The 12,273-nt window shown below is 60.8% G+C and carries 26 protein-coding genes; all 26 read left to right on the forward strand.

What is annotated here, in order from left to right; translation table 11 throughout:
• The first annotated feature begins 13 nt into the window (after positions 1 to 13).
• The 26 genes from rpsJ (at position 14) to rpsD (ending at position 12,246) form a co-directional block, all read left to right on the forward strand.
• On the forward strand, positions 14 to 325 hold the full coding sequence (gene rpsJ, locus K7I12_RS01750) for a 30S ribosomal protein S10 (RefSeq protein WP_031384780.1): 312 nt from the start codon (positions 14 to 16) through the stop codon (positions 323 to 325).
• 149 nt (positions 326 to 474) lie between these two features.
• Entirely contained in the window at positions 475 to 1,113 is a 639-nt protein-coding gene (gene rplC / locus K7I12_RS01755) for a 50S ribosomal protein L3 (RefSeq protein WP_031384779.1), read from the forward strand.
• A gap of 13 nt (positions 1,114 to 1,126) precedes the next feature.
• Positions 1,127 to 1,735, forward strand: a complete 609-nt coding sequence (gene rplD / locus K7I12_RS01760; RefSeq protein ID WP_031384778.1) for a 50S ribosomal protein L4 — start codon at positions 1,127 to 1,129, stop codon at positions 1,733 to 1,735.
• Complete coding sequence (gene rplW / locus K7I12_RS01765; RefSeq protein ID WP_031384777.1) at positions 1,732 to 2,028, forward strand: 50S ribosomal protein L23; 297 nt, start codon at positions 1,732 to 1,734, stop codon at positions 2,026 to 2,028. The genes rplD and rplW overlap by 4 nt, the downstream gene beginning before the upstream one ends.
• Before the next feature lie 17 nt (positions 2,029 to 2,045).
• Positions 2,046 to 2,876, forward strand: a complete 831-nt coding sequence (gene rplB, locus K7I12_RS01770) for a 50S ribosomal protein L2 (protein WP_031384776.1) — start codon at positions 2,046 to 2,048, stop codon at positions 2,874 to 2,876.
• Between the two features lie 33 nt (positions 2,877 to 2,909).
• On the forward strand, positions 2,910 to 3,185 hold the full coding sequence (gene rpsS / locus K7I12_RS01775; RefSeq protein ID WP_031384775.1) for a 30S ribosomal protein S19: 276 nt from the start codon (positions 2,910 to 2,912) through the stop codon (positions 3,183 to 3,185).
• Between the two features lie 18 nt (positions 3,186 to 3,203).
• Positions 3,204 to 3,536, forward strand: coding sequence for a 50S ribosomal protein L22 (gene rplV, locus K7I12_RS01780; RefSeq protein WP_031384774.1), 333 nt, complete (start codon positions 3,204 to 3,206; stop codon positions 3,534 to 3,536).
• Positions 3,537 to 3,547: 11 nt separating this feature from the next.
• Positions 3,548 to 4,246: a 30S ribosomal protein S3 gene (rpsC, locus tag K7I12_RS01785; protein WP_031384773.1), complete on the forward strand. Its 699-nt coding sequence runs from the start codon at positions 3,548 to 3,550 to the stop codon at positions 4,244 to 4,246.
• Positions 4,247 to 4,261: 15 nt separating this feature from the next.
• Complete coding sequence (gene rplP, locus K7I12_RS01790; protein ID WP_031384772.1) at positions 4,262 to 4,675, forward strand: 50S ribosomal protein L16; 414 nt, start codon at positions 4,262 to 4,264, stop codon at positions 4,673 to 4,675.
• Positions 4,675 to 4,866 carry a 50S ribosomal protein L29 gene (rpmC, locus tag K7I12_RS01795; RefSeq protein WP_019020535.1) on the forward strand — a complete coding sequence of 64 codons (192 nt, stop codon included), beginning with the start codon at positions 4,675 to 4,677 and terminating at the stop codon, positions 4,864 to 4,866. The genes rplP and rpmC overlap by 1 nt, the downstream gene beginning before the upstream one ends.
• Position 4,867: 1 nt before the next feature.
• Positions 4,868 to 5,128 carry a 30S ribosomal protein S17 gene (gene rpsQ / locus K7I12_RS01800; RefSeq protein WP_031384771.1) on the forward strand — a complete coding sequence of 87 codons (261 nt, stop codon included), beginning with the start codon at positions 4,868 to 4,870 and terminating at the stop codon, positions 5,126 to 5,128.
• Positions 5,129 to 5,181: 53 nt separating this feature from the next.
• Positions 5,182 to 5,553 carry a 50S ribosomal protein L14 gene (rplN, locus tag K7I12_RS01805; protein ID WP_031384770.1) on the forward strand — a complete coding sequence of 124 codons (372 nt, stop codon included), beginning with the start codon at positions 5,182 to 5,184 and terminating at the stop codon, positions 5,551 to 5,553.
• 14 nt (positions 5,554 to 5,567) lie between these two features.
• A complete protein-coding gene (gene rplX / locus K7I12_RS01810) occupies positions 5,568 to 5,885 on the forward strand; it encodes a 50S ribosomal protein L24 (protein ID WP_031384769.1) in 318 nt (105 codons plus the stop codon).
• An 18-nt stretch (positions 5,886 to 5,903) separates the two neighbouring features.
• The gene (gene rplE / locus K7I12_RS01815; RefSeq protein WP_031384768.1) at positions 5,904 to 6,443 is read left to right on the forward strand and encodes a 50S ribosomal protein L5; all 540 of its coding nucleotides are present in this window, start codon (positions 5,904 to 5,906) and stop codon (positions 6,441 to 6,443) included.
• 10 nt (positions 6,444 to 6,453) lie between these two features.
• Positions 6,454 to 6,759 carry a 30S ribosomal protein S14 gene (gene rpsN, locus K7I12_RS01820; protein WP_231662822.1) on the forward strand — a complete coding sequence of 102 codons (306 nt, stop codon included), beginning with the start codon at positions 6,454 to 6,456 and terminating at the stop codon, positions 6,757 to 6,759.
• 28 nt (positions 6,760 to 6,787) lie between these two features.
• Entirely contained in the window at positions 6,788 to 7,180 is a 393-nt protein-coding gene (gene rpsH, locus K7I12_RS01825; protein ID WP_231662823.1) for a 30S ribosomal protein S8, read from the forward strand.
• 9 nt (positions 7,181 to 7,189) lie between these two features.
• Positions 7,190 to 7,720: a 50S ribosomal protein L6 gene (gene rplF, locus K7I12_RS01830; RefSeq protein ID WP_231662824.1), complete on the forward strand. Its 531-nt coding sequence runs from the start codon at positions 7,190 to 7,192 to the stop codon at positions 7,718 to 7,720.
• A 9-nt stretch (positions 7,721 to 7,729) separates the two neighbouring features.
• Positions 7,730 to 8,080 (forward strand): 50S ribosomal protein L18, encoded by a 351-nt coding sequence (gene rplR / locus K7I12_RS01835; protein ID WP_231662825.1) that lies wholly within the window; start codon positions 7,730 to 7,732, stop codon positions 8,078 to 8,080.
• 11 nt (positions 8,081 to 8,091) lie between these two features.
• Positions 8,092 to 8,592, forward strand: coding sequence for a 30S ribosomal protein S5 (gene rpsE / locus K7I12_RS01840; RefSeq protein WP_031384763.1), 501 nt, complete (start codon positions 8,092 to 8,094; stop codon positions 8,590 to 8,592).
• A gap of 6 nt (positions 8,593 to 8,598) precedes the next feature.
• Positions 8,599 to 8,781 carry a 50S ribosomal protein L30 gene (gene rpmD / locus K7I12_RS01845; protein WP_136066462.1) on the forward strand — a complete coding sequence of 61 codons (183 nt, stop codon included), beginning with the start codon at positions 8,599 to 8,601 and terminating at the stop codon, positions 8,779 to 8,781.
• 3 nt (positions 8,782 to 8,784) lie between these two features.
• Positions 8,785 to 9,219 carry a 50S ribosomal protein L15 gene (rplO, locus tag K7I12_RS01850; protein WP_031384761.1) on the forward strand — a complete coding sequence of 145 codons (435 nt, stop codon included), beginning with the start codon at positions 8,785 to 8,787 and terminating at the stop codon, positions 9,217 to 9,219.
• On the forward strand, positions 9,220 to 10,554 hold the full coding sequence (gene secY / locus K7I12_RS01855) for a preprotein translocase subunit SecY (RefSeq protein ID WP_031384760.1): 1,335 nt from the start codon (positions 9,220 to 9,222) through the stop codon (positions 10,552 to 10,554).
• Between the two features lie 32 nt (positions 10,555 to 10,586).
• Entirely contained in the window at positions 10,587 to 10,700 is a 114-nt protein-coding gene (rpmJ, locus tag K7I12_RS01860; protein WP_031384759.1) for a 50S ribosomal protein L36, read from the forward strand.
• Positions 10,701 to 10,830: 130 nt separating this feature from the next.
• Entirely contained in the window at positions 10,831 to 11,187 is a 357-nt protein-coding gene (gene rpsM, locus K7I12_RS01865) for a 30S ribosomal protein S13 (RefSeq protein ID WP_031384758.1), read from the forward strand.
• Positions 11,188 to 11,226: 39 nt separating this feature from the next.
• Positions 11,227 to 11,613 carry a 30S ribosomal protein S11 gene (gene rpsK / locus K7I12_RS01870; protein WP_011505752.1) on the forward strand — a complete coding sequence of 129 codons (387 nt, stop codon included), beginning with the start codon at positions 11,227 to 11,229 and terminating at the stop codon, positions 11,611 to 11,613.
• A gap of 12 nt (positions 11,614 to 11,625) precedes the next feature.
• Positions 11,626 to 12,246, forward strand: coding sequence for a 30S ribosomal protein S4 (rpsD, locus tag K7I12_RS01875; protein WP_031384757.1), 621 nt, complete (start codon positions 11,626 to 11,628; stop codon positions 12,244 to 12,246).
• Positions 12,247 to 12,273: the final 27 nt, after the last annotated feature.

Genomic DNA, 12,273 nt, shown 5'->3' on the forward strand with positions numbered 1-12,273 from the left:
GAGTTTAGGGCTAATGCAGAACCAGAAGATTCGCATTCGGCTGAAGGCATTCGACCATCGCCTGATCGACCAGTCCGCCCAGGAGATCGTGGATACCGCGAAGCGGACCGGGGCTCAGGTGCACGGCCCGATTCCGCTGCCGACCAACCGTGAGCGCTACACGGTGCTGATCTCGCCGCACGTCAACAAAGACGCGCGCGACCAGTACGAGATTCGCACTCACAAGCGCGTGCTCGACATCGTCGAGCCGACGGAGAAGACCGTCGATGCGCTGATGAAACTCGACCTCGCCGCCGGCGTGGACGTCCAAATCAAGCTCGATTGATACCACACTAGTCACTGCGGCCCAGCGCTGGTCACACCGTATCAGCAGCAGCCGCCACGCCGTGATGGCGTCATACAACGTGCTAGTGGAATGCTCTGGAAAGGGCAGCCATAGCGGGTGATAGCCCCGTACACTATAGGAGACTGAACATGACTATCGGTTTGGTCGGTAAGAAGAGCGGTATGACCCGCGTCTTCACCGAAGATGGCGCATCCGTGCCCGTAACCGTTATCGAGGTTGAGCCTAACCGCGTGACCTGTGTCAAGACCGTCGAAAGCGACGGTTACAACGCGGTGCAGGTGACAACCGGTTCCCGCAAGGCCAAGCATCTGACCAAGGCGGCCGCAGGCCAGTTCGCCAAGGCAGGCATCGAGGCCGGTCGTTCATTGATGGAGTTCCGTCTTGCCGAAGGCGAGCAAGCTCCGCAAGTGGGCGGCGAAATCACCGTATCCCTCTTTGAAGCTGGTCAGAAGGTCGACGTGACCGGCACCTCCAAGGGCAAGGGCTTCCAGGGCGCCGTCAAGCGCTGGAACTTCCGCACCCAGGACATGACCCACGGCAACTCCCTGTCCCATCGGGCACCCGGCTCCATCGGCCAGTGCCAGACCCCGGGGCGCGTTTTCAAGGGCAAGAAGATGGCCGGTCAGATGGGCAACGCCCGGACTACCGTCCAGAGCCTGGAAATCGTCCGTGTCGATGCCGAACGCAACCTGCTGCTGATCAAGGGCGCCGTTCCTGGTGCGCCGGGCGGCGACGTGATCGTTCGCACAGCCGTGAAAGCTCGCTGAGGGGTAACTACCGATGAATCTGAATCTTGCAGGTGCAAGCGCCGGTACTGTCGAAGTCGCCGACGCAACCTTTGGCAAAGAATTCAACGAAGCGCTGGTCCACCAGGTGGTCACCGCCTATCTGGCGGCGGGCCGTCAGGGCACCCGCGCTCAGAAGACCCGTTCCGACGTGCGTGGCGGCGGCAAGAAGCCGTGGCGCCAGAAAGGCACCGGTCGCGCACGCGCCGGTACCATCCGCTCGCCGCTGTGGCGTAGCGGCGGTGTGACCTTTGCGGCACGTCCCCAGGACTACACCCAGAAGGTCAACCGCAAGATGTACCGCGCGGCGATGCGTTCGATCCTCTCCGAGCTGATCCGTCAGGAACGCCTGGTGGTGGTCGAGGAGTTCGCCGTCGAGACGCCCAAGACCAAGCAGTTGGTGGCCAAGCTGGGCGAGCTGGGTCTCGAAAAAGTGCTGATCGTCAGCGACGACATCGACGAGAAGCTCTATCTGGCCGCTCGCAACATTCCCAACGTGGATGTGGTCGACGTCCCCGCTGCCGATCCGGTGAGCCTGGTCGCCTTCGACAAGGTGCTGGTCACCGTCTCCGCTCTGCGCAAATTCGAGGAGAAGCTGGCATGAACCAGGAACGTGTATTCAAGGTTCTGCTCGGACCGCACGTGACCGAGAAGGCCGCCTTCGCCGCCGAGAACAACCAGTACGTGTTCAAGGTGGCCAGTGACGCGACCAAGCCGGAGATCAAGAAGGCCGTTCAGGCGCTCTTCGGCAAGCAGGTCGAGCGCGTGCAGGTCCTCAACGTGAAGGGCAAGACCAAGCGCACCCAGAATGGCACGGGCCTGCGCAAGGGCTACCGCAAGGCCTACGTAACGCTGGCCGCGGGCGAGACCCTCGAAGACTTCTCTGGCGCCGAATAAGGGCAGGAGTACGGATCATGGCAGTAGTTAAGACCAAACCCACATCCGCCGGTCGTCGCCACCTGGTAAAGGTCGTCAACGACGAGCTCTACAAGGGCCGGCCGTACGCGCCGCTGCTCGAGAAGCAGTCGAAGTCCGGCGGGCGTAACAACCATGGCCGCATCACCACGCGTCACGTGGGCGGCGGCCATCGTCAGCATTATCGCCAGATCGACTTCAAGCGCAACAAGGATGGCGTTCCCGCCATCGTCGAGCGCCTCGAGTACGATCCCAATCGCAGTGCTCACATCGCGCTGCTGAAATATCTGGACGGCGAGCGTCGCTACGTGATCGCGCCCAAGGGCGTGAGCGCGGGCGATCAGCTGGAATCCGGGGTCAATGCGCCGATCAAGCGTGGCAACACGCTGCCGCTGCGCAACATCCCGCTGGGTTCCACCGTTCATTGCATCGAGCTCAAGCCCGGCAAGGGCGCGCAGTTGGCACGCAGTGCCGGTGCCAGCGCCCAGCTGGTCGCTCGCGAGAGCAACTACGCCACCCTGCGTCTGCGCTCCGGCGAGATGCGCAAGGTGCTGGCGGAATGCCGCGCGACACTCGGTGAGGTGAGCAACTCAGAGCACAGCCTCCGTCAACTCGGCAAGGCCGGTGCCAAGCGCTGGCGCGGTGTGCGCCCGACCGTTCGCGGTGTCGCGATGAACCCGGTGGACCACCCGCACGGCGGCGGTGAAGGCCGCAGCAGTGGCGGCCGTCATCCGGTCAGCCCGTGGGGCGTTCCCACCAAGGGCCACAAGACCCGCAAGAACAAGCGCACCGACAAGCTGATCGTCCGTCGCCGCAAGGCCCGGAAATAAGATCCAACGCCAAGACATCAAGAGGTAACGGCTGTGCCACGTTCACTGAAGAAAGGTCCATTTATTGACCTTCATCTGTTGAAGAAGGTTGAGACTGCAGTGGAAAAGAACGACCGCAAACCGATCAAGACCTGGTCGCGTCGTTCGATGATCCTGCCCAACATGGTCGGGCTCACCATTGCAGTCCATAACGGTCGCCAACACGTCCCGGTGCACGTCTCCGAGGAAATGGTTGGCCACAAGCTGGGCGAATTCGCTGCTACCCGCACCTATCGCGGCCATGCGGCGGACAGGAAAGCCAAACGGTAAGCCAGAGAGGGATTAGAGATGGAAGTCACAGCTAAGCTGCGTGGCGCTCGTTTATCCGCCCAGAAGGCCCGTTTGGTGGCTGACCAGGTGCGCGGTAAGCCGGTCGCCGAAGCGATTGACCTGCTGACCTTCTCGCCGAAGAAGGCTGCCAAGCTGGTCAAGAAGACGCTTCAGTCCGCCATTGCGAACGCGGAAGAAAACAACGGCATGGACATCGACGAGCTGCGTGTCTCGACCATCTGTGTCGATGAGGGCATGACGCTCAAGCGCATCCAGCCGCGCGCCAAGGGCCGTGCGGATCGCATCTTGAAGCGCACATGCCACATCACCGTCAAGGTAGCCGAGAAGTAGGAGTCGACCAGATGGGTCAGAAAGTAAATCCGACAGGTATTCGGCTGGGTATCGTCAAGGACCATACTTCGGTCTGGTACGCCGAACGCGGTGCTTATGCCGACAAGCTGAACAGCGATCTCGAAGTGCGCAGCTTCCTGGAACAGCGTTTGAAGAACGCCTCCGTGAGCCGCATCACCATCGAGCGCCCCGCGAACAACGCTCGTATCACCATTCACACTGCCCGTCCGGGCATCGTGATCGGCAAGAAGGGCGAAGATGTCGACCGGCTGCGCCGCGACGTCACCGCGATGATGGGCGTGCCGGTACACGTCAACATCGAGGAAGTCCGCAAGCCGGAACTCGACGCCCAGCTCGTCGCGCAGAACGTGTGCGGCCAGCTCGAGCGCCGGGTGATGTTCCGTCGTGCCATGAAGCGCGCCGTACAGAACGCCATGCGCCTGGGCGCCGGCGGCATCAAGATCCAGCTGTCAGGGCGTCTTGGTGGTGCGGAAATCGCGCGTACCGAATGGTATCGCGAAGGCCGTGTGCCGCTGCACACCCTGCGTGCGGACATCGATTACGCGACCTACGAAGCCCACACCACCTACGGCGTCATCGGCGTCAAGGTGTGGATCTTCAAGGGTGAAATCCTCGGGGGCATCGAAGAGGTGCGTGCCAAGCAGAAGCAACAGGCTCAGGCTGCGCCCAAGAAGAAAGGTTCCAAGTAAGGGGAGATGTAATCGATGTTGCAACCCAAGCGTACGAAATTCCGCAAGGTGATGAAGGGCCGCAATCGTGGCCTGGCACACCGCGGAAGCAAGGTGAGTTTCGGCGAATACGGCCTCAAGGCGACGGGTCGCGGTCGCGTCACCGCTCGCCAGATCGAAGCCGGTCGGCGTGCGATCACGCGCCACGTCAAGCGTGGCGGCAAGATCTGGATCCGGGTCTTTCCGGACAAGCCAGTGACCAAAAAGCCGCTGGAAGTCCGGATGGGTAAGGGCAAGGGCTCCGTCGAGTACTGGGTCGCGCAGATCCAGCCCGGCAAGGTGCTCTACGAGATCGAAGGGGTCCCGGAGGAGCTGGCGCGTGAAGCCTTCTCGCTGGCGGCTCAGAAATTCCCGGTCTCGACCACCTTTGTGAAACGGACGGTGATGTGATGAAAGCCCAGGAAATTCGTGAAAAATCGGTCGAAGCGCTGCAGGAGCAGCTTTTCGAACTCCTCCGCGAGCAGTTCAACCTGCGTATGCAGAAGGCCACCGGCCAGTTGAGCCAGACCCATCTGCTCAAGCAGGTGCGCCGGGATATTGCCCGCGTGAAGACGGTGCTCAACGAGAAGGCAGGTGACTGAGATGGCCGAAGCAAAGAAAGCCCGTACGCTCACCGGAACGGTGGTGAGCGACAAGATGGACAAGTCGATTGTCGTGATGATCGAGCGTCGTGAACGCCATCCGATCTACGGCAAGTACATGAAGCGCTCCACCAAGCTGCACGCCCACGACGAGGCGAACCAGGCCAAGGCCGGCGACACGGTATCCATCGAGGAATGCCGGCCGCTGTCCAAGAAGAAGGCCTGGACGCTGGTTGAGGTCGTTGAGCAGGCCAAGGGCTGATCGGCTCGCGCCTTTCGGAACCAGTGCAGTCAGATTAGGTTTGGAGAAAACCGATGATTCAGACTCAGACAATGCTGGATGTCGCCGACAACAGCGGCGCGCGCCGGGTGCAGTGCATCAAGGTGTTGGGCGGTTCGCACCGTCGCTACGCCCGCGTGGGTGACATCATCAAGGTAACGGTGAAAGAGGCCATTCCGCGTGGCAAGGTCAAGAAAGGCCAGGTCATGAAAGCGGTCGTGGTCCGCACCCGCAGTGGCGTCCGTCGCAACGACGGTTCGCTGATCCGCTTCGATGGAAATGCGGCGGTTCTGTTGAACAACACCAACGAACAGCCGGTCGGTACCCGTATCTTCGGGCCGGTCACTCGTGAACTGCGTACCGAGAAGTTCATGAAGATCATTTCCTTAGCGCCTGAAGTGCTGTAAGGAGCGAGGCGGATATGCAAAAGATCAAACGTGACGACGAAGTAATCGTCATTGCCGGCAAGGACAAGGGCAAACGTGGCAAGATCAAGCGCGTTCTCGATAACGACCGCTATGTCGTGTCGGATGTGAACATGATCAAACGTCACACCAAGCCCAACCCCATGCTGGGCAACCAGGGGGGTATCGTCGAGCGCGAGGCTTCGATTCACGCGTCCAATGTGGCCATCTTCAATGCGGAGACCGGCAAAGCGGATCGCGTCGGCTTCCAGATGTCGGAAGACGGTACCAAGGTACGTATCTACAAGTCGACGCAAAAGCAGATCGACGCCTAACGCGAGTCGGATGGCAAAATGGCGAACTTGAAAGAACGTTATCAGAACGAGGTGGTGGCTCAACTCCGCGAGCAGTTCAGCTACGCCAACGTCATGCAGGTACCCCGGATCACCAAGGTGACCCTCAACATGGGTGTCGGTGACGCGACCAGCGACAAGAAGCTGATCGACAACGCTATCGGTGACCTGGAGAAGCTCTCCGGTCAGAAGCCGATGGTCACCAAGGCACGCAAGTCCATCGCGGGTTTCAAAGTCCGCGAAGGCTGGCCGATCGGGATCAAGGTGACCCTGCGCAGCGAGCGCATGTGGGACTTCCTCGATCGCCTGGTGAACATCGCTATCCCGCGTGTGCGCGACTTCCGGGGTCTCAACCCGAAGTCCTTCGACGGCCGTGGCAACTACTCAATGGGCGTGCGTGAGCAGATCATCTTTCCGGAGCTCGAGTATGATAAGATCGACCGGATTCGTGGTCTCGATGTAACCATCACCACCACTGCCAACAGCGATGATGAAGGCCGTGCGCTGCTGAGCGCGCTGAACTTCCCGTTCAAGAAATAAGGGTGGGATCATGGCAAAGAAAAGCATGATTGAGCGTGAGCAGAAGCGCGCGGAGTTGGTGGCCAAATATGCCGCCAAGCGCGCCGAGCTCAAGGCTGTAATCTACGACGTCAACGCTTCCGATGAAGAGCGCTTCGACGCCCAGCTCAAGCTGCAGTCGTTGCCGCGCGATTCCAGTCCGGTCCGTCAGCGTAATCGCTGCCGCATCACCGGTCGGCCGCACGGCTACTACAACAAGTTTGGCTTGGGTCGCAACAAACTGCGCGAAGCAGCCATGCGTGGCGACGTTCCCGGACTCAAGAAGTCCAGCTGGTAACGCCACGAAGAATCAGGAGCGTAATGTAATGAGCATGCAAGATACGCTGGCGGATATGTTCACCCGTATCCGCAATGCGCAGATGGCTACCAAGGAGGCGGTCACCATGCCGTCCTCCAAGCTGAAGGTCGAAGTGGCCCGCGTGTTGAAGGAGGAGGGCTACATCGGCGACTTCGCGGTTGCCGAAGGCGCCAAGCCGCAGCTGTCGGTGACCCTCAAGTACTTCGAGGGCAAGCCGGTCATCGAGCACATCCAGCGCGTTTCCAAGCCGTCCCTGCGCATCTACAAGGGCAAGGGCGAGCTGCCGAAAGTCGCGGATGGCCTGGGTGTCGCGATCGTTTCCACCTCCAACGGGGTGATGACCGATCGCGCAGCGCGCAGCGCCGGTGTCGGTGGTGAAGTCATCTGCACCGTATTCTAGGAGTGACGAATGTCCCGCGTAGCCAAGTATCCGGTTAAACTGCCGAGTGGCGTCGAGGTCAAGCTCGACGCCGCCCAGCTGACCGTCAAGGGCGGTCAGGGCTCCCAGAGCATGACCGTTCACCCCGACGTGGTGATCGGTCAGGAACAGGGTCAGCTGACCTTCGCTCCGAGCGAGTCCGCCAAGAGCTGGGCGATGGTCGGCACCACACGTGCACTGGTCCAGAACATGGTCACCGGTGTCACCGAGGGCTTCACCAAGTCTCTCGAGATCAATGGCGTCGGCTACCGTGCCCAGGCAAGTGGCAAGACGCTCAACCTGACACTGGGTTTCTCTCACCCGGTCGAATACACACTGCCCGAGGGTGTTACGGCGGAAACGCCCAAGAACACCGTCATCGTGCTGAAGAGCGCGAGCAAGCAGCAGCTCGGCCAGGTGGCAGCGGAAATTCGCGCCTTTCGTCCGCCCGAGCCCTACAAGGGCAAGGGGATTCGGTACGGCGACGAAGTTGTCCGCCGCAAAGAAGCCAAGAAGAAGTAAGGCAGGGTTATGAACGCGAAGAAAGAATCTCGTCTCCGTCGTGCCCGCCGCGCTCGCGCCAAGATTCGCGAGCTGGGCGTGTATCGCCTGAGCGTCAATCGTACGCCGCGCCACATCTACGCGCAGATCATCTCGCCGGATGGCGGCCAGGTCCTGGCCAGTGCCTCCACGCTGGATAGTACGCTGCGTGATGGCGGAACCGGCAATGCCGATGCTGCTGCCAAGGTGGGCGCCTTGATTGCCGAGCGCGCCAAGCAGGCGGGCATCACTCAGGTCGCCTTCGATCGTGCCGGGTTCAAGTATCACGGCCGCGTCAAGGCGCTGGCCGATGCCGCACGTGAAGGCGGCCTGGAATTCTAAAGGGTTTTACGATGGCGAATATCGAACAGAAAGGCGGCGACCTGCAAGAGAAGCTGGTGCAGGTCAACCGTGTCGCCAAAGTGGTCAAGGGCGGCCGCATCTTCGGTTTCACCGCGCTGACCGTCGTCGGTGACGGCAACGGTCGGGTCGGCTTCGGCCGCGGCAAGGCGCGTGAAGTGCCGGTGGCGATCCAGAAGGCGATGGACCAGGCGCGCCGCAACATGGTCAAGGTCAACCTGCGTGGCAGCACGCTGCAGTACCCGGTGAAGGCCCGTCACGGCGCCTCCAAGGTGTTCATGCAGCCGGCTTCCGAAGGTACCGGGATCATCGCCGGCGGTGCCATGCGCTCCGTGCTCGAGCTGGCCGGCGTCCATGACGTCCTGGCCAAGTGCTACGGCTCCACCAATCCGGTCAACGTGGTGCGCGCGACCATCAACGGTCTCTCCGCCATGCAGTCACCGGACGACATCGCCGCCAAGCGCGGCCTGTCCGTCGAAGAGATCGCGGGGTAAGGCACCATGGCAGCTTTGATCAAGGTTACTCAGGTGCGCAGCACCATCGGCGTTCTGAACAAGCACAAGGCCACCATGAAGGGGCTTGGGCTGCGCCGCATCGGGCACACCGTCGAGTTGGAAGACACCCCGGCCGTACGCGGTATGGTCAACAAGGTCAATTACCTTGTTCGTGTTGAGGGAGAGTGATCCATGAAACTCAATAGCCTGAGCCCGGCTCCGGGTTCCAAGCACGCCGAAAAGCGTGTCGGTCGTGGCATCGGCTCCGGTCTGGGCAAGACCGGCGGTCGTGGCCACAAGGGCCAGAAATCTCGTTCCGGTGGCAGCGTCAAGCCGGGCTTCGAGGGTGGCCAGATGCCGCTTCAGCGTCGGCTGCCCAAGTTCGGCTTCACGTCGGCCAAGTCGCTGGTTTCCGAGGAAGTGCGTCTCGGCGAGCTGGCCAAGGTCGAAGGCGAGATCGTCGATCTGGAAACGCTGAAGCAGGCCAACGTGCTCAAGGACGCCACGCGATTCGCGAAGGTGATCCTTTCCGGCGAACTGAACAAGGCGGTTAGCGTGCGCGGACTCAAGGTCACCAAGGGTGCCCGTGCCGCGATCGAAGCCGCCGGCGGCAAGGTCGAGGAATAAATGGCTAAGTCAGGAAACATGCCGGCAATGGGGGGAAGCGGCTTGAGTGAACTCTGGGCGCGCTTGCGCTTCGTGTTCATCGCCATCGTGGTGTATCGCATCGGTGCCCATATCCCCGTGCCCGGTATCGATCCTGACCAGCTCGCTGCCTTGTTCAGGGAAAACCAGGGCACCATCCTGGGCATGTTCAACATGTTCTCCGGGGGTGCGCTGTCGCGCATGAGCATTCTGGCGTTGGGGATCATGCCATATATCTCCGCGTCGATCATCATGCAGCTTCTGACGGCGGTCTCGCCTCAGCTTGAGCAGCTGAAGAAAGAAGGTGAGGCCGGCCGGCGCAAGATCAGCCAGTACACCCGTTACGGGACCGTGTTGCTGGCGTTGATTCAGGCGACCGGCATGGCAGTCGGTCTGGTCGGGCAGGGCGTGACCTACACCAGCGATTTCAGCTTCTACTTCACGGCGATCGTGTCGTTCGTCGCCGGTGCGGTGTTTTTGATGTGGCTGGGCGAGCAGATCACCGAGAAGGGGATCGGCAACGGCATTTCGCTGCTTATCTTCGCCGGCATCGTCGCCGGGTTGCCGGGCGCGATCGGGCAGTCCTTCGAGCTGGCGCGCAACGATGGCGCCTGGAACGTGCTGCCGCTGTTGGCGCTCTCGCTGCTGGCGATCGCTACCGTGGCCTTCGTGGTGTTCATCGAGCGTGGCCAACGCCGCATCACGGTGAACTATCCTCGCCGTCAGGTCGGCAACAAGATGTATGCGGGGCAGAGCAGCTATTTGCCGCTCAAGGTCAATATGGCCGGTGTCATTCCGGCGATTTTCGCCTCGAGCATCCTGCTGTTTCCGGCCTCGATCGGACAGTGGATGGGCTCCGCCGAAGGCTTCGAGTGGTTGCAGGTGATCTCGCAGTCGCTGGGCCCGGGGCAGCCGCTGTACATATTGCTTTTCGCCGCGGCAGTGGTATTCTTCTGCTTCTTTTATACAGCGCTGGTCTTCAATCCCAAGGATGTGGCTGACAATCTCAAGAAGTCAGGCGCGTTTCTTCCGGGCATCCGCCCCGGCGAGCAGACCGCTCGCTACGTCGACAAGGTCATGACCCGCTTGACGTTGTTCGGTGCCCTCTACATCACCGCTGTTTCCCTGATGCCGCAGTTCCTGATCATTGCCTGGAACGTTCCGTTCTTCTTCGGCGGAACCTCCTTGCTGATCGTGGTGGTGGTCATCATGGACTTCATGGCCCAGGTTCAATCGCATCTGATGTCGAACCAGTACGAGTCGGTGATGAAGAAGTCCAACCTGAAAGGCTACGGAAGCGGCGGCCTGATGCGCTGAGCGCGCACGCCGACCGCGCAATGGAGAGAACGATGAAAGTTCGAGCTTCCGTCAAGAAAATGTGCCGTAACTGCAAGATCATTCGGCGCAATGGCGCGGTCCGCGTCATCTGCACCGAGCCGCGGCACAAGCAGCGCCAGGGCTGATTCAATCCCTGACGCTGACCGAAAGCGGGCGCCGGCTTGCACCCTTGTCTCGGGAGGGACAAAGGTGTAAGCTTTCGCGCCTTTTGTAGATGAACAAACGAGCAAGCCGCTCAAATTTCGGAGTAAGCTGATGGCCCGTATTGCAGGCGTCAATATCCCGGACAACAAGCATGCGGCGATCTCGCTGACCTATATCTTCGGGATTGGCCGTACTCGCGCGCAGGACATCTGTGCCGCGGTCGGCATCGTACCCACCGCCAAGGTGCAGGATCTGTCTGCCGAGCAGGTAGATGCGTTGCGTACCGAGGTCGGCAAGTACACCGTGGAAGGTGACCTTCGTCGCGACACGACGCTGAATATCAAGCGTCTGATGGACTTGGGTTGCTATCGTGGTCTGCGTCATCGTCGTGGTCTTCCCCTGCGCGGCCAGCGCACGAAGACCAATGCGCGTACCCGTAAGGGCCCGCGCAAACCGATTCGCAAATAAAACGCATGTTCTGGCGTTAAGACAGGAAGAAACATCAACATGGCTAACCCGCGTAGTAACCGAAAAAAGGTTAAAAAGCAGGTAGTGGATGCGGTAGCCCACATCCATGCCTCTTTTAACAACACGATCGTGACGATCACAGACCGCCAGGGCAACGCGCTCTCCTGGGCGACTGCCGGTGGTTCGGGTTTTCGTGGTTCTCGCAAGAGCACCCCGTTCGCTGCTCAAGTGGCAAGCGAACGTGCAGCGACTGCTGCAGCCGAGTATGGTGTGAAAAACGTCGACGTGCTGGTCAAGGGCCCCGGTCCTGGCCGTGAGTCCGCCGTGCGCGCATTGAATGCCGCCGGCTTCCGCGTGCAGAGCATCACCGACGCGACGCCCGTTCCCCACAACGGCTGCCGTCCGCCGAAGAAACGCCGCGTTTAAGGAGACAGACTCATGGCTCGTTATATTGGACCGAAGTGCAAACTGTCTCGTCGTGAAGGCACCGACCTGTTCCTCAAGAGCGGTGTCACTCCCTTCGAGAAGAAGTGCAAATCCGAGCAGATCCCGGGTGTGCACGGCCAGCGCCGTCAGCGTCTTTCCGACTACGGCTTGCAGCTTCGCGAGAAGCAGAAAGTGCGTCGTATCTACGGCGTGCTCGAGAACCAGTTCCGCAACTACTACAAGGAAGCGGCCCGCATGAAGGGCGCGACCGGCGAGTTGTTGCTGCAACTGCTCGAATCCCGACTGGACAACGTCGTCTACCGCATGGGCTTCGGCTCCACGCGTGCCGAGGCGCGTCAGTTGGTCAGCCACAAGGCGATCGCGGTCAATGGTCGCAGCGTCAACGTGGCGTCCTATCAGGTCCGTCCCGGCGACGTCGTCACCGTGCGTGAAAAGGCCAAGAACCAGGCGCGTATCCAGCACGCCCTGCAATTGTCCGGTCAGCGCGGCGACGTGACCTGGATCGATGTCGATTCGAAGAAGATGGAAGGCACTTTCAAGGCTGTCCCGGAACGCGGCGACCTGTCTGCCGACATCAACGAAAACCTGATCGTCGAGCTGTACTCGAAGTAATCAGCGTCCCACGCGTGATGCCGGGAG

Source organism: Halomonas sp. IOP_31, from assembly GCF_021151495.1.
GTDB lineage: Bacteria > Pseudomonadota > Gammaproteobacteria > Pseudomonadales > Halomonadaceae > Modicisalibacter > Modicisalibacter zincidurans.